18 protein-coding genes and 1 pseudogene are annotated in these 19,763 nt (G+C 43.0%); 11 read left to right on the plus strand and 8 right to left on the minus strand.

The genetic code is table 11. The features are described 5' to 3' along the window. Positions 1 to 171: 171 nt before the first annotated feature. Positions 172 to 1,248, plus strand: coding sequence for a class III poly(R)-hydroxyalkanoic acid synthase subunit PhaC (gene phaC / locus AR334_RS08130; RefSeq protein WP_066307880.1), 1,077 nt, complete (start codon positions 172 to 174; stop codon positions 1,246 to 1,248). A gap of 67 nt (positions 1,249 to 1,315) precedes the next feature. On the opposite strand, the gene katG is transcribed toward phaC, so the two are convergent. The 3 genes from katG to AR334_RS08140 form a co-directional block, all read right to left on the minus strand. Beyond that, positions 1,316 to 3,532 carry a catalase/peroxidase HPI gene (gene katG, locus AR334_RS08135; protein ID WP_066307885.1) on the minus strand — a complete coding sequence of 739 codons (2,217 nt, stop codon included), beginning with the start codon at positions 3,530 to 3,532 and terminating at the stop codon, positions 1,316 to 1,318. A gap of 510 nt (positions 3,533 to 4,042) precedes the next feature. Then, positions 4,043 to 4,174: a hypothetical protein gene (locus AR334_RS30595; protein ID WP_285858407.1), complete on the minus strand. Its 132-nt coding sequence runs from the start codon at positions 4,172 to 4,174 to the stop codon at positions 4,043 to 4,045. Positions 4,175 to 4,248: 74 nt separating this feature from the next. Beyond that, complete coding sequence (locus AR334_RS08140; RefSeq protein ID WP_066307891.1) at positions 4,249 to 5,664, minus strand: sorbosone dehydrogenase family protein; 1,416 nt, start codon at positions 5,662 to 5,664, stop codon at positions 4,249 to 4,251. Positions 5,665 to 5,804: 140 nt separating this feature from the next. Between AR334_RS08140 and AR334_RS08145 the strand changes: the two genes are divergently transcribed. Together AR334_RS08145 and AR334_RS08150 are read left to right on the plus strand one after the other, a co-directional pair. Beyond that, positions 5,805 to 6,920: a Gfo/Idh/MocA family protein gene (locus AR334_RS08145; RefSeq protein ID WP_367576355.1), complete on the plus strand. Its 1,116-nt coding sequence runs from the start codon at positions 5,805 to 5,807 to the stop codon at positions 6,918 to 6,920. A gap of 32 nt (positions 6,921 to 6,952) precedes the next feature. Next, positions 6,953 to 7,237 (plus strand): putative quinol monooxygenase, encoded by a 285-nt coding sequence (locus AR334_RS08150; RefSeq protein ID WP_066307903.1) that lies wholly within the window; start codon positions 6,953 to 6,955, stop codon positions 7,235 to 7,237. Positions 7,238 to 7,392: 155 nt separating this feature from the next. Here AR334_RS08150 and lspA read toward each other — a convergent pair whose 3' ends face one another. The 3 genes and pseudogenes from lspA to AR334_RS29870 form a co-directional block, all read right to left on the minus strand. Continuing rightward, a complete protein-coding gene (gene lspA, locus AR334_RS08155; protein WP_066307910.1) occupies positions 7,393 to 7,830 on the minus strand; it encodes a signal peptidase II in 438 nt (145 codons plus the stop codon). A 103-nt stretch (positions 7,831 to 7,933) separates the two neighbouring features. After that, positions 7,934 to 8,257, minus strand: a pseudogene (locus AR334_RS08160) (redoxin domain-containing protein); the annotation flags it as partial. A 15-nt stretch (positions 8,258 to 8,272) separates the two neighbouring features. Then, the gene (locus AR334_RS29870; RefSeq protein WP_172799183.1) at positions 8,273 to 8,440 is read right to left on the minus strand and encodes a lipoprotein; all 168 of its coding nucleotides are present in this window, start codon (positions 8,438 to 8,440) and stop codon (positions 8,273 to 8,275) included. A 311-nt stretch (positions 8,441 to 8,751) separates the two neighbouring features. On the opposite strand from AR334_RS29870, the gene AR334_RS08165 reads away from it, so the two are divergent. Then, entirely contained in the window at positions 8,752 to 9,732 is a 981-nt protein-coding gene (locus AR334_RS08165; RefSeq protein ID WP_156431219.1) for a catechol 2,3-dioxygenase, read from the plus strand. A gap of 471 nt (positions 9,733 to 10,203) precedes the next feature. Here AR334_RS08165 and AR334_RS08170 read toward each other — a convergent pair whose 3' ends face one another. Then, complete coding sequence (locus AR334_RS08170; RefSeq protein ID WP_066307918.1) at positions 10,204 to 10,971, minus strand: IclR family transcriptional regulator; 768 nt, start codon at positions 10,969 to 10,971, stop codon at positions 10,204 to 10,206. Between the two features lie 135 nt (positions 10,972 to 11,106). On the opposite strand from AR334_RS08170, the gene AR334_RS08175 reads away from it, so the two are divergent. The 6 genes from AR334_RS08175 to AR334_RS08200 are packed head-to-tail and all read left to right on the plus strand — an operon-like array spanning position 11,107 to position 16,344. After that, positions 11,107 to 12,021 (plus strand): acetaldehyde dehydrogenase (acetylating), encoded by a 915-nt coding sequence (locus tag AR334_RS08175; protein ID WP_066309307.1) that lies wholly within the window; start codon positions 11,107 to 11,109, stop codon positions 12,019 to 12,021. Next, complete coding sequence (gene dmpG / locus AR334_RS08180) at positions 12,018 to 13,031, plus strand: 4-hydroxy-2-oxovalerate aldolase (RefSeq protein ID WP_066307920.1); 1,014 nt, start codon at positions 12,018 to 12,020, stop codon at positions 13,029 to 13,031. The genes AR334_RS08175 and dmpG overlap by 4 nt, the downstream gene beginning before the upstream one ends. A gap of 29 nt (positions 13,032 to 13,060) precedes the next feature. Beyond that, positions 13,061 to 13,837 (plus strand): 2-keto-4-pentenoate hydratase, encoded by a 777-nt coding sequence (locus tag AR334_RS08185; RefSeq protein WP_066307921.1) that lies wholly within the window; start codon positions 13,061 to 13,063, stop codon positions 13,835 to 13,837. Between the two features lie 19 nt (positions 13,838 to 13,856). Then, a complete protein-coding gene (locus AR334_RS08190) occupies positions 13,857 to 14,648 on the plus strand; it encodes a 2-keto-4-pentenoate hydratase (protein ID WP_066307928.1) in 792 nt (263 codons plus the stop codon). Positions 14,649 to 14,674: 26 nt separating this feature from the next. Continuing rightward, on the plus strand, positions 14,675 to 14,875 hold the full coding sequence (locus AR334_RS08195) for a 2-hydroxymuconate tautomerase (protein WP_066307931.1): 201 nt from the start codon (positions 14,675 to 14,677) through the stop codon (positions 14,873 to 14,875). Continuing rightward, a complete protein-coding gene (locus AR334_RS08200; protein ID WP_066307934.1) occupies positions 14,872 to 16,344 on the plus strand; it encodes an aldehyde dehydrogenase in 1,473 nt (490 codons plus the stop codon). The genes AR334_RS08195 and AR334_RS08200 overlap by 4 nt, the downstream gene beginning before the upstream one ends. Positions 16,345 to 16,455: 111 nt before the next feature. On the opposite strand, the gene AR334_RS08205 is transcribed toward AR334_RS08200, so the two are convergent. Beyond that, a complete protein-coding gene (locus tag AR334_RS08205) occupies positions 16,456 to 18,177 on the minus strand; it encodes an ABC transporter ATP-binding protein (protein WP_066307936.1) in 1,722 nt (573 codons plus the stop codon). Between the two features lie 152 nt (positions 18,178 to 18,329). On the opposite strand from AR334_RS08205, the gene AR334_RS08210 reads away from it, so the two are divergent. Continuing rightward, positions 18,330 to 19,760 (plus strand): ABC transporter permease, encoded by a 1,431-nt coding sequence (locus tag AR334_RS08210; RefSeq protein ID WP_253701223.1) that lies wholly within the window; start codon positions 18,330 to 18,332, stop codon positions 19,758 to 19,760. The last annotated feature ends 3 nt before the right edge of the window (positions 19,761 to 19,763 follow it).

The raw sequence follows: 19,763 nt of genomic DNA on the forward strand, positions 1-19,763 counted from the left end.
AAAGGAAACAAGAGGTGTCGTGCTTTTTATATAAAGCCGGGACTTACATAACGGGTCGACAATATGAGTTTACTCGCGCCCTATATATGTAATTTTCATGTAGATGTAAATTATTAATATTGTTTGTATAACGTTAAAACTGATAAGGAGTGAGTAGTCATTAGTGTTCCTATGACCAATGATTGGGAAAAATACACCGATCTATACCCAAAAGAATTAAAGCAATTATTTAACCGTGTATATCGGGCTACCCAAGTGCTAACCACCGATGCCGAACCAGAAGTAGCTCCGACACCAAAGGAAATCGTTTGGACGAGAAATAAAACGAAACTTTATCGTTACATATCCGACCAGCCTAAAAAACACAAGATTCCATTGCTGATGGTGTACGCGCTCATTAATAAACCATATATCCTGGATTTAACAAAAGGCGGCAGCTTGATAGAATATTTGGTTAATCAGGGATTTGATGTTTACCTTCTTGATTGGGGCACCCCTGGATATGAAGACCGGAATATGAAACTCGATGATTTCATTATGGATTACATTCCGCGGGCTGTTAAAAAAGTAATGAGAAAGTCTAATGTTGAAGAAGTGTCCATTCTTGGGTATTGCATGGGCGGTACAATGACGTCTATTTTTGCGGCATTGCATCCTGAATTGCCGATTCGAAATCTTGTATTTATGACAACTCCGTTTAATTTTGAGAATTCAGGTACTTACGGCGCCATGCTAAACGAGAAATTTTTTGATCTTGATAAAGTAGTAGACACCCTTGGGGTTGTTCCTCCTACAATGATTGACTTTGGCAACAAACTAATCAAACCGATGGCAAGCTTCTATGGGCCTTATGTCAGTCTTGTGGATCGGGCGGACAATGAAAAGTTCGTAAAAAGTTTTAAGCTTCTTCAAAAATGGTTAAACGATGGCATTCCATTCCCAGGTGAAGCATATCGTCAGTGGATCAGGGATTTCTACCAGAAAAACAAGCTGATTAAAGGGGAGCTTGTTGTACGCGGCCAAAAAGTAGACTTGAAGAATATCAAAGCCAATGTTCTTAATCTAGCAGGAGAAAACGACATAATTGCCCAGCCGCATATGGTCGAAGCATTAATGGACGCGATCTCTAGCCAGGATAAACAATACAAGAATTTACCGGTTGGCCATACTTCCATTACCTTTGGCAGTCAGGCCAATAAAATAACGTATCCTACGATTGGCAACTGGTTAGCAGAACGTTCTAACTAAATATCTTAAAGATCATTGAGAATAAAAAAAGAACCGCCGTCACACGACGGCGGTTCTTTTTACATATTTATTTACCGGCTAGTTGAGCTTTCTTCACGTCAGCAGTTTTAAGATCAAAGCGATCAGCGTTCATGACCTTGGTCCAGGCGGCGACAAAGTCACGCACAAACTTTTCTTTGTTATCATCCTGTGCATAAACTTCGGCAATCGCACGAAGAACCGAGTTTGAACCGAACACGAGGTCGACTCTCGTCGCAGTACGCACGACTTCACCCGTTTTACGGTCGAGTCCTTCATAGACATTTTCTCCTGCAGGCTTCCACGCCACGCCCATGTCAAGCAGGTTCACAAAGAAGTCGTTCGTGAGCTGGTCTAGACGTTCCGTGAATACACCGTGTGTTGTACCGCCATAGTTGGTACCGAGAACACGCATTCCGCCAATAAGAACCGTCATTTCTGGTGCAGTTAGATTTAATAGCTGAGCCTTGTCAATTAGCAGTTCTTCCGGACTAACGCTATACTGTTGCTTTTGGTAGTTGCGGAAACCATCAGCGACAGGCTCTAGCACATCAAAGCTTTCTGCGTCTGTTTGCTCTTGGGTCGCATCGCCGCGTCCAGGGGCAAAAGGAACGGTAACATCAAAGCCTGCATCTTTGGCAGCTTTTTCAATTGCGGCGCAACCGCCAAGAACAATTAAATCGGCCAAGCTAACTTCTTTTTCAAATTCATTTTGAATGCCTTCTAGCACTTGAAGCACTTGAGCCAGTTGTTCCGGTTGATTTACTGCCCAATCCTTCTGTGGAGCAAGGCGGATGCGGGCACCATTGGCACCGCCGCGATGATCGGAGCCACGGTAGGTACTTGCAGAAGCCCAAGCAGTTGTTACTAGCTTGCTGACAGTAAGGCCTGAGTCTAAGATTTTAGCCTTAAGTTCCGCTACATCAGCGACTGTTAAATCATAATTACCGGCTGGTACAGGATCCTGCCAGATGAAATCTTCTTCAGGAACTTCTGGACCGAGGTATCTTGCTTTTGGACCCATGTCACGGTGCAGTAATTTGAACCAGGCACGGGCAAATACCTCTGCAAATTCTTTCGGATTCTCATAGAAACGACGACCAATCTTCTCGTATTCTGGATCATGTCGCAATGCCATATCTGCCGTGGTCATCATCGTTGGTACTTTAATTGATGGATCTTCTACGTCTGGTGCTAGATGCTCCTCAGCAGGGTCGACAATCAGCCATTGCCATGCACCGGCAGGACTCTTTGTCAGCCACCATTCATAGCCAAACAATAGCTCAAAATAACCATTATCCCATTGTGTCGGGTTGGCAGTCCAGGCACCTTCAATGCCACTAGTGATGGTGTCGCGGCCTTTACCTTTGCCATATGAATTTTGCCAGCCCAAGCCCATTGCTTCGATAGGGGCAGCCTCTGGCTCCCGGCCGACATGAGAGGCATCTCCTGCACCGTGTGCCTTACCGAATGTATGGCCACCTGCAATAAGAGCTACGGTTTCTTCGTCGTTCATTCCCATACGGGCAAAGGTTTCACGAATGTCGCGGGCCGACGCAATCGGATCTGGCTTCCCGTTCGGGCCTTCTGGATTGACATAGATAAGCCCCATTTGTACGGCAGCCAGCGGATTCTCAAGCTCACGGTCGCCGGTGTAACGCTTATCGCCTAGCCATTCCGTTTCAGTTCCCCAATAGATATCTTCTTCCGGATGCCAAATGTCTGCACGTCCTGCTCCAAAACCTATGGTTGGACCGCCCATGTCTTCAATCGCCACATTGCCTGCCATAACAAGCAAGTCAGCCCAAGAAATTTTGTTGCCGTATTTTTGCTTAACTGGCCAAAGTAGTCGTCTGGCTTTATCAAGGCTGGCATTGTCAGGCCAGCTGTTAAGCGGTGCAAAACGTTGGTTGCCTGTTCCGCCGCCGCCACGTCCGTCACCCACACGGTAGGTACCAGCAGCATGCCAGGACATACGGATAAAGAAAGGTCCATAATGGCCATAGTCAGCAGGCCACCATTCTTGGCTGGTTGTCATAAGATCGCGCAGATCCTGCTTAAGAGCTGTGTAGTCTAACTTTTTGAATTCCTCCGCGTAGTCAAAGTCTTCTCCCATCGGGTTGGACTTTTTATCATGCTGCCGGAGAATATTCAAGTTTAACGCGTTGGGCCACCAGTCCCGATTTGTAGTACCGCTAGATTTTACGCTAGTCGCACCGCCATGAAACGGGCATCCTTCGATGTTGCCATTGTTTTTAGTATCCATAATTTTTCTTCTCTCCTCCTATGTAAAATTAATAGTATATAATTATGTATCCTAGTTTAAAAAACTAAGATATTATAATTATAATAATTATCATTTAGTTATTATAATAATTATTATATAATCATTATAATAAATTATGAATCCAAATTGAAAGAAATAAGTTTTGAAAAATTAGGATGAAAAATTTACGGTATGCTTTAAGTAGACCATGATGCTGATGGAAAAGGTTTTCAAAATAATGAAGGTCATAGATGAAGTAATAGAAATTGTAGAATTATTCCAAAGATAGTTGAAGTGAATGAAAAGGATTTTTGGAAAATTAAAAATTTTCCTGTACTACCATTATAATGAAATAAATAGAGATAAGGCAAGTCTTATGGGATAATCGTTTAGAATTCCTGAAAAATTAAAAAAGTTGCTCGAAAATCCTTTAAAACAAGGAATCCGAACAACTTATTCCAGCAGAAAAATTACTCTATAGAAATACTAGTACAAACTGGTTTACCATTCCTATTTTCTTTTCTTGAGTTCTTCTTTATCCGGAAAGTCATAACGCTTATGGTTAGAATCGCCTTCTCCTTTTTCATTAGACTTTTGTCCGCCTAATTGTACGTTCTGGTAAATCTTTGTGTTTTCACCCATGTTTATCACCTCCAAAGCTATATTCTGTTCAAATGATTCTCATTTATGTTTTGCATGCAGATGAATTTTATGAATCACGGAACAATTTCAAAAACAGTGCCTTGGTTAAAATTCGTTACGGTCATCGAACCATAAACTCCTAAATACAGTCTGGTCTGCCCCCGATTTGTTCCCAAGCTGACATAATAAGCCGATTGTGATCCAAAAGGATAATCAGGTTCAATTACGGTAAAATCATTGGGTCTGCCATCCGCTCTTACCCTGGAATAAGCTAATACCCCTCTAGTCGGAGAACCCGATTCTCCTCTTCGCGCAATATCCGTAAACACAACGCTCCCCGTTAACGCGGGGATTCGTGTGCCAATATAGGGCTGCACACCAGTAAGTGCTGTTCCGGCAAACTTATCGGGGCGAGGATCTTGGTGAAAATAACTGGTTAGAGGCGGTATACGCATCGGTCCGGTTACCACTGCTTCATTGTAATAGGCAATCGTTTTCGCATCCAAAGTTTGGTTTTCAGGGCAAGGCCTGATAATCTGAGTAGGAAAGGCGCCTTCCCATCCGCGCCAGCCCAAGTTAATCAACCCTTCCTCGACGGGTTCGATAGTCCTTAAAGAAGCGCGGACAAGCTGTGTAACCGGTATAGGTTTATAATGAACAAATGAAAAAATTGACTCTACTAATTCCTGACCGACTTGTCCTGCATATTTGACATACTGGTTATAGAATCTTTGATAGGAAATGCCTGGTATATTGCGGACCCCTTTGGCTATGACCGTAAGCGTTTCCTGAATGGGAAGGGGGAGTTCATTAAAACGGGTGACGATAGGTGGATTGGAGATAAATGTATTCTTAACCACATCAACTTCGATGATCTTACCGGCGATTTCCAGATTATCCTGGCTTAAATTAAATGGATCAAATGCTGATCCGCCATCACCGGTTGTTAACACAAGTTTTCCCGTTTCGGGTGAAAAGTTTAAGCTATTGACACCATTATGATTCATAAATGGTCTTCTTAAGTTAAGCAATGTCCGTCGTTTTTGCGGCTGGCCATTATTTTGCAAAATCCACTCTTCCACTGTATCAATATGATCAAATTGCGCTTCTCGATTTGTCCATCTTAGGTTTAAGGTGTTTGGATCACACGGGTTGGGCTCAAAAGAAGCAGTCAGAGCACCAGGACCTTGTGATCCGGCTACTGAATAATGAAGATAAAATAGTCCATTATAAGTAAATTGCGGATGAAACGCCAGCCCCAGCAAGCCCCGTTCATCATAACCGCCGTCCGAAGCACCTAGTTTAATGATTCGCGGGCGAATATCTAAAAAAGACCTGCTCACTCCATTGTCTATGTAAAAAATCTCGCCCACTTGGGTGGCAATAAATAATCTTTCAACAGAGTCACCCGGGAGGATCGCTGTTTTCAAAACCGTGGGTAAATTGATCTTGCTAACGATGGGCCGCAAACGAACTTTAACTCTTATCACCTAACTTTCCACTCCTTTTTATGGTATTCTTTTTTTAAGAATATGAGTAGAAGTGTTCCATTAGTACCAGATTAGGGTCTCCAAGCAGTTCCTATCGAACGAACTATTGGGATAAAAAGTATGATCAATGGCGAGGTAATATGATGAGAAACATAAAAGTCGGTGTAATTGGAATCGGTCATATGGGCAGGACCTATGCGCTTCAGTTGGATAAGGGCCTGATAGAGGGTGCCGTGTTAACGGCTGTTTGCGGTCGAAATCAGCAGCTTGCTGATATGAAAGAACAAGTGACAGGCGATGTCCAATATTACCAAGATGAAGATGCATTTTTTCAAGAATCAGGAATTGAAGCGGTGATTATTGCGACACCGCATTTTAGTCATCCTGAATTAGCCATAAAGGCATTCGCCAACGGGATCCATGTTCTCGTTGAAAAACCGGCAGGGGTCTATAGTAAGCATGTCATCGAAATGAATGAGGCGGCCAAAGAGAGCGGCAAGGTATTTTCGATTATGTTAAATCAACGGACAAACCCGCTCTATCAAACATTACGGGAACTGATTCATGCGGGGGAACTGGGGGAAATAAAACGGACCAATTGGGTCATCACAGATTGGTACCGGTCCCAAAGCTATTACGATTTAAGCAGCTGGAGAGCGACCTGGAAAGGGGAGGGTGGCGGCGTTTTGTTAAACCAAGCTCCGCACCAACTGGACTTGTGGCAATGGATAACCGGTCTTGAAATAAAGCGTGTTCATGCATTCTGTCACTATGGCAAATATCATGATATTGAAGTGGAAGATGATGTGACTGCCTATGTTGAGTATGGAAATGGGGCGACAGGGGTATTTATCGCTTCAACCGGGGAAGCTCCTGGAACCAATCGCTTTGAAATCGCCGGTCACCGCGGAAAAGTGGTAGTAGAAAATAATGCCCTAACTTTTTACCAACTGGCACAATCAGAACGAGAATTTAACGCCACGTATAAAGGCGGTTTTGGGAAACCGGAATACAATAGAATCGATGTACCAGTGGATGGTGATAATCCAGGACATGTAGGAATTATTCAAAATTGGATCCATGCCATTGTGCAAGGAACACCTCTGCTTGCCCCTGGTGAAGATGGGTTACATAGTGTAGAAATTGCCAATGCTATTTATTTATCCTCATGGATGAACCAAAGCGTTGATTTCCCTGTAAATGCGGATCTTTACTACGAAAAATTACAAGAAAAAATCAGGCAATCGTCGAAATGAGTGGAGATTAAAAATGAAGGAGGGATAACATAATGATAAGAGTGGTATGTAAGGGAAAGCTTAAACCTGATGCTAATATCGAAGAATATTTGAGTCTGGCCAGAGAGGTTGTCCAAGAAACGAGAAAAGAAAAAGGCTGCATCATGTACACCTATCATCAAGACATCAATGATTCAACCATCCTTACCACAATTGAGGAATGGGAGAATGAAGATGCACTTCATGAGCACAATCAGAGTGACCATATCAGGAGATTTGTTCCCGAACTAAGAAAAATGAGGGAAAGTACAGAAATTAATATTTATCGGGAAGTTTAAATATAAATGGACAAATTGAGTTGTCGGTGAAACAGAATGACTATCTGAAATCAAATAACTATTTAAAGTACCATTGGTGTTCAAGCTAATGGTACTTTGCTATTTTGATATATGTAGTTTTGAGTTCACCCTAAAGAATACTCCATCCAGAGAATCTAGTGCTTATTTTTGAACCAGCTGACGACTCCAAAAATAATAAGTAATACCCCTCCGATCTCGATAGCATGGTCTGCCAAGTTTAGAATTCCGCCAGAGCGAATGATAAAATCTGTCACTTGCCCAAACAAAAGGCGATCAATGCCGTTACCAATTGCTCCTCCTACCAGGAATCCAAAACTACTATCAATAAGAGCACCCTTCATTTCTCCGGTTCTACGAAAATAGAAAACAACTATCACAAATACGACAGCGACAACTCCAAAGAGGCGTGCATAGCCTTGAAATAAACCTCCCGCCATCCCACTATTTTCGATATGTGTAAGTTGTATTCCCCACAATGTGAATGTTTCATTGATCTCAATGTAGGCCCGAATCAGATATTTAGAAAGCTGGTCCATCACAATAACGAAAATGGCAATGACATAAAATGGCATAAATAGACCTTCTTTCTTAAAAAATACAAAGAAATGAACCAAGCGAAAAAGTTTAAAAAAAGTGCCCTAAAGCATAACTTCAGGGCAAAAATCTTGCGTAATATTAGAGGTCATTATATTCTTTTTTCAGTTCGTCAGTAGTTTTATCAATCTGCTCTCCCCAATGGTCGTTGATCGTATTAAAAACAACCTTGCCATCCTGGTCCATCATAGCGTAGCCCCTATAAGCGACATCGCCATTTTTCATCCCCATAAAATCAATTAATTCAAAATTCGGATCAGAAACAAAGGTGAGACTGCGACCATAATTTTCTTCCAGTTGTTTATATAATTGGTATTGTTCTTCCGGTAAATCCTTGCTAATAATGTACATTTGAACATCCATGTCTTCAAACTTATCGAGATTTTCATGCAACTGAACCAGTTGCTGTGCACAAAGTCCTCAGGTATAGGACGTAATAAAAAAGAATATCGTCGGTTTTTCCTGAGGAAATGTTACTTCATCTAGGTCTTGATTTAATAATGTAACAGGCTCGCTGAGTGTTTTTTGTCCGCACGCAGATAATAGCAGAATGGATGCGAAGAACAAGATCAATATTTTCGGCTTCATGTTAAACTCCTTACTATAATGAATTCAGACAATTTCCCTTCCATTGTAGTGTAAACCTAAACATCTATCAATATTATTGCTTTGATCACATGTTTAATTCAACTTTATGAGATTTTTGAATGGTAGGGGAGTTTTAATTCAAAATATTTAAAAAATTTTTATTATCTGTCCATCATAACGGGACAATTGCCTTTTTAGCAATACCAATCTCTTTTACTATTAAAGTAACCGAAAAGTCATAAATATTTCATCTTAATGTAAACGGTTTCATCCGGTTGTTCCCATTATCCATTTTAAGAGGAGGAGTAACAATGAAAACGATTAAAGAACCAATTTTTGATGTTGGTCAGTTGGCTCATGTGGAGATTTTTTCTCCAAAACCAGAGGAGACAGTAGACTTTTTTACGAGATTGCTTGGCATGAGTGTAACAGCCCGTTCCGGTCAATCTGTCTATTTGAGAGCGTATGAGGAGTCGTATCATCATTCTTTAAAGGTTACGGAATCAAAGGAATCCGGTCTCGGGCATGCCGCTTGGCGGACCATTTCTCCTCAGGCCCTTCAGCGGCGGGTTGAGGCAGTAAAGGCAACAGGTCTTGGCCGTGGATGGATTGAGGGAGACCTTGGCCATGGAGAGGCTTACCAATTTACAACGCCTGATGGTCATTTAATGGAATTATTCTATGATGTGGAATATTACCAGGCCAAAGAAAACGAAAAAACGAAATTATTGAACCGGGTTACGAAACGGCCAGATCGAGGTGTACCGGTACGCCGCTTGGATCACATTAACCTCATGACCGCTGACCCAGGAAAAAATACTGATTTTATGCTGGATGCCCTTGGTTTTCGATTAAGGGAACAAATTCAGGATAACGGCAACGTTGTTGGAAGCTGGATCAGCGTTTCCAACCTTGTCCACGAAATCGCCTTCATGCCCGAACCTAATAAAATGCAGGGAAAACTCCATCATCTTTGCTATTGGTATGGCATTCCGCAAAATTTATATGAATTAGCAGATTTACTAAGAGACAATGATATTTTCGTAGAGGTACCGCCGAACAAGCATGGAATCAGCCAAGCGTTCTGTATGTATGTCTATGAGCCGGGAGGAAACCGGATAGAGTTGTTTGGAGACGCCGGTTATCTCATTTTGGACCCTGCTTGGGAACCGGTGATTTGGGAAATGAAGGATGTACCGGGGAATGGCGATACATGGATTGGTACTGCATTCCCTGAATCGTGGTGGGTACGAGGTACCCCTGTCACCGTTCCTGAAATTGCAAAATCTTAATATCAAAAGGCGCAGTGCGTGCCGCTCATTATGAAAGGCTCATAGTGCCCGTGCCAAGGAAAAAACTCGCGTGCGGGTCACTATGACAGGTTCATAGTGCCCGTGCTAAGGAAAAAACTCGCGTGCGGGTCACTATGTAAGGCTCATAGTGCCCGTGCGAAGGAAAAAATTCATGTGCTGGTCACTATGACAGGTTCATAGTGCCCGTGCCAAGGAAAAAACTTCCGTATTGGTCACTATGACAGGTTCATAGTGACCGTGCCAAGGAAAAAACTCGCGTGCGGGTCACTATGAAAGGCTCATAGTGCCCGTGCGAAGGAAAAAATTCATGTACTGGTCACTATGAAAGGCTCATAGTGACCGTGCCAAGGAAAAAACTCTCGTGCGGGTCACTATGAAAGGCTTATAGTGCCAGTGCCATGTAAAAAACACACGTCCCGGTCACCGTTTCAATAAAAAACTGCGTACTGATCATCGTTTCCAATACCCCATTCTATCTGAAATTAACTCCCCGGACCGGATTAATTCAGGTGCCATCAATTCAACCCTTCGATTGGAAAGCCGATTACTTGGCCCAACTAAGTTTATAGCTGCAATTACTTTGCCAGTATAATCTCGAACCGGTGCAGATAGAGAGCTAATATCATTTCGAAGTTCACCGTTGCTAACTGAATAGCCCTTTTGATAGATTTGCTTCAATTCTCGGCGAAACATATCTGGGTCAGTGATTGTTTTAGAGGTATATTTTTTTAATCCATTTCTCAAAATGGAATCTACTAGAAAAGGTTCACTAAATGCTAGTAATAATTTTCCTGAACTCGTGCAATGGGTATGGTAGTGAAGACCGGGATGCGAGACTAATTTAATCGAGTTTTCACCCTCTACTTTGCATAAGTAAATGATTTCAAGGTTATCTAAGATAGCAAGATGAGAGGTTTCTTTGAAGGTATTCGCTATTTTTGTAATGATCGGCAGTGCTTCAGTATGGAGATCAATATGTCCTAATACGATGGAACTTAATTCGAGCACGGATAAACCAAGTTCATATTTGTTTGTTTCGCTATTCTTTCGGACTAATCCCTCTTTGGCCAATGTTGCTAGTATTCTCTGGACACTGCTTTTTCCTAACCCCAGTTCAGCTGCAAGCTCACGAACGCCTTTTTGAGGCTGTTCCATCTTGAAAGAACGAAGAATTTTTATGGCATTGCTTACAGAAGAAAGTGCATTTTCTTTTTCCATTTATCCACGCCCCTTTATTTTGATTATATAAAAAATTCGGAAAATGTCCACTATACAGGGACAACGAAATTGTTCAGCCAATTTATCTCTATTATTATTGAAATCAATAGAGGAAGAGAGGAAGGTGTGCAGCAAATGACCAAAGTGAAAGCTGCCATATTAGGTTCCGGAAACATCGGAACAGATCTAATGTACAAAATTTTAAAGAATGATGGGAATCTGGAACTGTCGCTCATGGCAGGGATTGTCCCCGATTCAGAAGGATTGGTTAGAGCACGTGAAATGGGAATTCGCACTAGCCATGAAGGCATTAAAGATATTTTGGAGGATACGGAAATTAAGATTGTCTTCGATGCCACAAGCGCAAAAGCACATTTGCAAGCTGCGGAACTCTTGCGTTCAGTAGGAAAAATGGCTGTCGATTTAACTCCGGCAGCGGTTGGTCCTTATTTGGTCCCACCGGTAAACCTGGATCAACATATTGAAGCCAAAAATGTAAACATGGTATCCTGTGCCGGGCAGGCGACCACTCCACTTGTATATGCGGTTTCCCGTGTAGTCCCGGTCCATTATGCAGAAATTATTGCCACAGTCGCCAGCCTTGCGATTGGGCCGGGGACAAGACAAAATGTCGATGAATTCACGAGAACGACAGCTAATGCCCTTATGAAAATTGGCGGGGCCAACATGGCGCGGGCGATTCCCGTCTTTAATTCAGCCGAGCCTCCAATCACCATGACAAATACCGTTTATGCCGTCATCAAAGATCACGATTTTGATGTAGATGCTGTAAAGAAATCGGTCCTAGAAATGATCGAAGAAGTTTCCTCTTACGTTCCTGGATACCGCTTAAAAGGCGAACCATTCGTTGATTACCGTGAAACGCCTTGGGGACGATTGCCAATGGTAGTCATCATGAATGAAGTGGAAGGAGAAGGAGATTTCTTTCCGACCTATGCAGGCAATTTAGATATTATGACAGCATCCGCCCGAAAGGTTGGAGAATTGTATGCTCAAGCATTTATTGAGACAAAGGAGGTCCAACGATGAAAATTCCTAGAATTACCGATACAACACTTAGGGACGGTTCACACGCTGTCAGTCATAGTTTTTCTCCTGAAGTAATAAAGAATGTAGTCAAAAGACTTGACGAAGCGGGAGTGCCTGTCATTGAAGTCAGCCATGGAGCGGGATTGAATGGTTCAACCATTCAACAAGGATTTTCTCTTCATTCGGAATTTGACTTAATTAAAACAGCGGTTGAAACCGCAAAACAGGCAAAAATCGCTTCCTTATTTGTACCGGGTATCGGCACAAGTGAGGAATTGCGACATGCGGTTGAAATTGGCATCAACACCATTCGGATTGCTGTACATTGTACCGAAGCGGATGTGACGGAGCAATACTTCCGCTTGGCGAAAGAATTAGGAATTGAGGCAGTGGGCTTTTTAATGATGGCCCACACCCAATCAGGTAAAGTGCTTGCAAAACAGGCAAAATTGATGGAATCATACGGAGCGGATTGTGTTTATGTGGTGGATTCGGCAGGCGCTCTTGTTCCTGTGGGCGTAAAGGAACGAGTCTCAGCATTAAAAGAGGCACTTTCCATTGATGTAGGCTTCCATGCTCATAATAATCTTGGATTAGCGATTGGTAATACATTGGCTGCCTTGGATGAAGGAGCGGATCAGATTGATGGAACGTTAAGGGGACTAGGAGCAGGACCTGGTAACGCGCCAACAGAAATACTTGTGGCAGTTTTAAATAAAATGAATATCGACACCGGAATTAGCCTTTCAGCATTATTGGATTTAGCAGAAGAGGTGATTGCACCCATCCTGCCAGCCCAAATGATTCTAGATCGCGACAATATATCGAGTGGATATGCAGGCGTATATAACAGCTTCTTGTTACACGTAAGACACGCCGCTGAAAAATTTGGTGTAAATGTGTCGGAAATCATGGCAGAACTAGGGAAACGTCAAGCCATTGCTGGCCAAGAAGATTGGATTTTGGATGTGGCGGTTGAAATCGCTGCGAAAAAAGGGATCAAGGTCTAATTAAGTTTTTTAACAAGGGTGTGAATTTGATGATGATACAAGAAGCTGCGGCGAGGCTACTTCAGGCGGAAGAAACGAAGAAGGCGATTGAACCGTTAACCGTGACTTATCCCGAAATAACGGTAGATGAAGCATACCAAACTCAACTAGAGATCACCCGCCTTAAAGTGGAAAACGGTGCCAAGATTGTCGGGAAAAAAATTGGGGCCACAAGTAAGGCGATACAAAATATGTTTGGTGTCAATCAGCCGGATTACGGCCATCTTTTAGACGATATGATGTTTGTCGAGGGAGACACGATTCCGTTGGACCAATACATTCAGCCGAAAGTAGAGTGCGAGATTGCCTTTATTTTAAAGAAAGATTTAAAGGGTCCGAATGTGACCATCATGGACGTGGTCGAGGCCACGGATTATATTGTCCCCGCCATTGAAGTAATTGACAGTAGGATCTCAGATTGGAAGATTAAGTTTGAAGACACAGTAGCGGATAATGGCTCTTCTGCCAGCGCCATCATCGGTGGAAAACCAACGAAGCTTGATGGTGTTGATTTAACCCATATCGGAATGGTGATCTATAAAAACGGCGAAATGATCGAAACCGCAGCAGGCGCGGCTGTGCTAGGCAACCCGTTACGTGCCGTCGCCTGGCTTGCGAACTCTCTAGGAAAATATGATGTTTCTTTAAAAGCGGGAGAAATCATCCTGTCCGGTGCCCTGACCAGCGCTGTTGAAATTGAAGACCAAGACACATTTACTGCTGAATTTGCCCATATTGGCTCGGTAAGCGCAACATTTAAGCGGTAAAGGGGATGAGGTGAAAAATATGCTGAAAACGGATGTAGTAGATGTCATTGCCAATGAACTATTCAAGGCGGAGAAACATGGGTATTCGGTTGATAAATTTGTCGAGCAATATCCTGAATTGGATGAGGCGTTGGCCTACAGAGTACAAGAACGATTGATTGAAATTAAATGTAAGGAAGAAAATACAAAAAGGGTTGGCCGCAAGCTCGGTTTAACCAGTAAAGCAAAACAGGTCATGATGGGTGTCCATGAGCCGTCTTACGGCGTTCTGCTTGAGAGCATGCAATTATTTGAAGGGGAGCCTATTTCCATTTCTCCTTTTATTCATGCAAAACTAGAACCTGAATTGGCTTTCATTTTTGGGAAGGAATTAAAAGGATCGCATGTAACGGTGGCGGATGTGCTTACTGCTACAGACTATATCGCTCCTGCAGTAGAGATCATTGACAGCAGGTTTCAAGGCTTTAGCTTTACACTTCCGGATGCAGTTGCGGATAATTCTTCATCATCTCGTTTTATCATTGGTGAAAGGTTTTATTCACCTAATCAATTAGATTTAAAACTGATGGGGATGGTGTTTAGGAAGAACGGTGAAGTGGTCGCGACCGGCGCAGGTGCTGCCGTGATGGGCCATCCGGCAAGAGCGATTGCCTGGATGGTCAATAAATTGTATAAGGTCGGACAAAGTGTTCAACCAGGTGAAGTGGTGTTAAGCGGTGCGCTATCGGGGGCCTTTGCCATAGCAGCTGGTGATCATTTTTCGGCGAGCTTTGACAGAATCGGCTCGGTAGAAGCAGTATTCACTGAATAACGTCAAGTAGAAGGGGGAACTGTTTTATGCCATTTGTTAAAATAAATATTCTTAAAGGAAGACCGCCGGAAAAAAAAGAACGATTAATCCGTGAAGTAACCGATTTGGTTTCTGAAATATTGGAGGCACCAGTCCAGAATGTCCGCGTCATGATTCAGGAGGTAGAACCAGAGCACTGGGGAATTGCCGGGGAATCGGTTAAGAAGAGAAATGAGGTAGCAAAATGACAAACGTTCAAACTGGTGTAAGAGAAGTGGGTTTGTATATTAATGGACAGTATGTGAAATCGAGTAATGGTGTCACGTTTGAAGTGAAAAATCCTGCAACACAGGAGGTAATCGCAAGGGTTAGCGAAGCAACCGAGCAAGATGTCGATAAAGCTTGCCGGGCAGCCAGAGAGGCTTTTGAAAATGGCCCATGGAGGACGATGACGTTAGCGGAGCGTTGTGAGAAACTGCGCCGAATGGCCGAAATTATCATGGAGAGAAAAGAAGAAATAGCCCGCTTGGACGCAATTGATGTTGGGAAGCCCTATCAATCGGCCGTTGAACACGAAGTTCCCCGAGCAGCGCACAATATCCGTTTTTTTGCCGATTTTGTTGAAAAGCAAGGCGGAGAAACCTATCCAATGGAGGAAAATTACATCAACTATACCCGTTATGAGCCAGTAGGAGTGGCGGCTTTGATTACTCCATGGAATGTGCCGTTTATGCTGACAACTTGGAAGCTTGGCCCATGCCTCGCTGCCGGGAATACCGCTGTCATTAAACCAGCCGAGATGACACCGCTATCCGTTTCTTTGCTTGGTGAAATTGCCAAAGAAGCAGGTATTCCAGATGGCGTCGTTAACGTGATTCACGGTCAGGGCAATGTGGCAGGAACGGCACTGACCACACATCCTGAAGTTGACTTGATCTCTTTTACGGGTTCAACAGCAACCGGAAGAAGGATTTTGAAAAATGGAGCGGATACGCTTAAAAAAGTTTCCTTTGAACTGGGTGGAAAAGCGGCTAATATCGTGTTTGAAGATGCAGATTTAGATACAGCGATACCTGGGTCAATCCATGCGGCCTTTATGAACTCAGGGCAAATCTGTCTTGCCGGATCAAGGATTTTAGTCCAGCGCAGCATTTTTGAAGAATTCCTGGAAAGGTTTAAGAAAGCGGCAATGGAATTAAAAGTGGGAGACCCGCAAAATAAAGACACGAAAATGGGGCCGCTTGTCAGTGAAGAACATTATAAAAAAGTAACGAGTTACTTTGAGATTGCGAAAGAAGAGGGCGCTGCTTTAATCTGTGGTGGAAAACGTCCGGAGCTTCCTGACTATCTGCAAAATGGATATTATCTCGAACCAACCGTTTATGTGACAGAAAATCCGAAGTCACGGATGTGCCAAGAAGAGATTTTTGGACCTGTTGTAACGATCATCCCATTTGATACAGAAGAAGAGGCCCTGCGAATTGCCAATGATACGGAATATGGTTTGAATGGTGTCGTTTGGACGCAAAACCTGCAGCGTGCACACCGAATTTCCCATGCAGTGCGGGCAGGGACGATTTGGGTGAATTGCTGGTTTGTTCGTGACCTTCGCGCACCGTTTGGCGGATTTAAGAAGAGCGGGATTGGACGTGAGGGCGGCCATCACAGTATGGAGTTTTTTACGGAAGCGAAGAATATTTGTATTGCTTTGAAATAATAGGATAAAGGAGCAGTTGCATGAATGAAAGACTGCGCTTATTTTAACATGAAGCAACCGCCATCAAACGACGGCGGTTGCTTTTAAGATTCAAATCTACTGCCCCCAAAATTAAGCTAGCACAAAATGCCCGGGTTTCACCTCTTGTAAAGCATGTTGACTGAAATCAAAACGAGGCATTTCCGGCATTTCTTGCTTTAGTTTGTTCGTCTCGATTGCTGGGTCGGGAACCGGAACAGCTGCCAGCAGCGATTTCGTATAGGGATGAAGCGGATTGCTGTATAGCTCTTCACTTTCGGCAAGTTCAATAATTTTTCCGGCATTCATCACGGCCACTCGGTCGCTGATGTGTTTGACCATCGAAAGATCATGGGCAATAAATAAGTAGGTGAGCCCCAGCTTTTTCTGCAAGTCCTTTAATAAATCCACGATTTGAGCCTGCAAGGATACGTCCAATGCTGATAACGGTTCATCACATACAATGAATTTCGGATTAACCGCCAGCGCCCGGGCAATGCCGATCCGCTGCCGCTGACCGCCAGAAAATTCATGTGGGAATCGATCCGCATGTCCTTTTTCCAAGCCGACAAGTTCCAATAATTCCTCGACACGAGCCCTCCGTTCGGCTTTGTTTTTCACCAATTTATGAATATCCAAGGAATGGCCGATAATATCCAGTACCTTCATACGCGGGTTAAGTGAAGCATAAGGATCTTGGAAAATAATTTGAATTTCTTTGCGAAGCTGCTTCAGTTCTTTCTTATTTAATCGGTTGACCGCCATTCCCTTATAAAGGATTTCTCCTTCCGTTGCCTCTTGCAAACGCAATAACAGTCTTCCGGTTGTCGATTTTCCAGAGCCGGATTCCCCAACGAGCCCCAGCGTTTCACCTGGCTGTATCGAAAAACTAATCGAATCTACCGCTTTTAACGTCCTTCCGCCGCCAAGCGGATAGACTTGTTTTAATTTCCGTACCTCAATTAATGCGCGGCCCGGATTGATATCTTCGGGTAAAGCGATATCCCCCTTGGGATGTTTCTTTTCATCTAACCGAGGCAGGGCGTTCAAAAGCTTTTTAGTATAAGGATGCTCCGGTGAGGAGAAAATCTTATCCGTGGTATTTCTTTCGACGATTTCGCCATTTTTCATGACAACAACCCGGTCACACATCCCGGCAACAACCCCTAAATCATGGGTAATTAAGATAATGGAAGTTCCGAACTGCTTTTGCATTTTTTTCATTAAACGCAGGATCTGCGCCTGAATCGTGACATCGAGAGCGGTCGTCGGCTCATCGGCAATCAATAGCTTTGGCCGGCAGGCAAGGGCCATGGCAATCATGGCCCGCTGCCTCATACCTCCTGAAAACTCATGCGGGTATTGATCGTAGCGTTCTTCCGGATTTTTTATACCTACGAGCTTTAACATTTCGATAGATTCTTTCCTTGCCTCTTTTGCTGAAAGCCCCTGATGTTTGATTAATACTTCATCGATTTGTTTACCTACTTTAATAGTAGGGTTTAATGACGACATCGGATCCTGGAAAATCATACTGATTTCTTTACCACGGATTTTTTCCATTTCACTATCGGTAAAAGTGGAGATAGGTTTGCCGTCAAATTCAATCGAGCCTTCTGTCATCAAAGCCGGGGGAGAAGGAAGCAGCTGCATGATCGACCTTGCTGTCACACTTTTCCCAGAACCGGATTCTCCCACAATCCCGAGTGTTTCTCCTTTGCGGACATCAAAAGTAACCCCCTTGACCGCTTCGAAAACTTCATTATTAGAAAGGAAAGAGATATGCAAATTGTTGACTGTTAATAATTTGTCCATGTCGAATAGCCTCAATTTCTAGTATTAATAATTTTGTGTTTTTTAAGTTGACATCCAATCATTTTATTACTATACTTTTCACTGTTACATATAATATATACTAAACTACTCGGAATTATCAACAATAAAAAATGTCCTAAGGGGGTGAGTATTTGCTTTCGGAAAAGGGTCAAAATAATGAACCATCATTGTTTAGTTTTGAAAAGAATTATTTAGGAATCATAAGACAGCCATTATTCAAGTATTTATTGATCCTGCTCGGACTTCCTGTCCATTTGGTGACCTGGCTCATTTATCAACTTACATATAAACTTTCATCCTATGGGCATTTACTCCAAAAAGAGAAGAAAGCATTGCAACAGTCTCCTGTATACGACCAATGGATTGACCGTTATGAAGATCAATATAAAAGTAAAATGAACTATTTTAATAAGCCGATAGATGAGCTAGAGATGCGCCGTGAAGCTAGAAAACTAGCAGATATACAAGCTGAGGAAATGGCTAAAGCTCGTTTGTCAGAGAAAAATATTAAAGATGCCTCTTATCTGTCATTCTTTGGAGAGCGTTTGAGAAATCCAGCCTTTGTTAAGGTTAGTTTTATACCGGGCATCCTGATGTACTTGTTCTTATGGGGCTATTCAAGACCGATGCTTCGATATATACTCGAACGGCTGGTGATGACGATTTTCGTTATTATCTCGGTAGCAATTTTCGTTTTTACTATTTTATATTTTTCACCTTCAGATCCGGCAGCGAACATCCTGGGTGAGGCAGCTACGATGGAGCAGCGACAAGAATTTAATCATCAATACGGTCTGGATCAACCGTATTTGGTGCAGCTTGCGGATGCGGTCAAAGGAATTATCACCTTTGATTTAGGGTTTTCCTACACAGGAAATGAGAACATTGCAGCAAGCATCGCCAATAAGTTCCCCATTACATTAATAATCGCGGTATGTTCCTTGTTGATGGCTGTCGTGGTGGCGATTCCAATCGGCATCATTTCTGCTGCGAAACGGAATTCCATCTGGGACTACAGTTTTATGTTTATCGCACTAATCGGGTTGTCGATTCCGAATTTTTGGCAGGGATTGGTTTTCATTCTTAACTTCTCGATTAAATGGCATTTGTTACCGGCAACCTATTCACCGAATGATTGGCTGTCGATCATCATGCCGGTCATTGTCCTTGGTACAGGACTGACGGCATCGATTGCTCGGATGACACGTTCATCCATACTTGAAGTCATCAATGAAGATTATATTGTGACAGCGAAGGCCAAAGGGCTTAAGCCTAGAAAAATTCTAATCCAGCACGCCCTAAGGAATGCGATGATTCCAATTATTACGGTGATTGGCTTGCAGTTTGGCGGAATGCTCGGTGGCGCTGCCGTTACGGAGAAGGTCTTCAATATTAGCGGTCTCGGAAGCTATATCGTTGATAAACAATTTGTTCCGGACATTCCATCGATTTTAGCGGGGGTTGTCTATATTGCGATTACGATCTCTCTTGTAAACCTTGTGGTTGATATTATCTATGCATTATTGAATCCGAGAATCCGTTCTCAGATGAAAAGTTCTTAAGAG

The sequence above is a fragment of the Bacillus sp. FJAT-29814 genome (genome assembly GCF_001510715.1).
Lineage (GTDB): Bacteria > Bacillota > Bacilli > Bacillales > Cytobacillaceae > Neobacillus.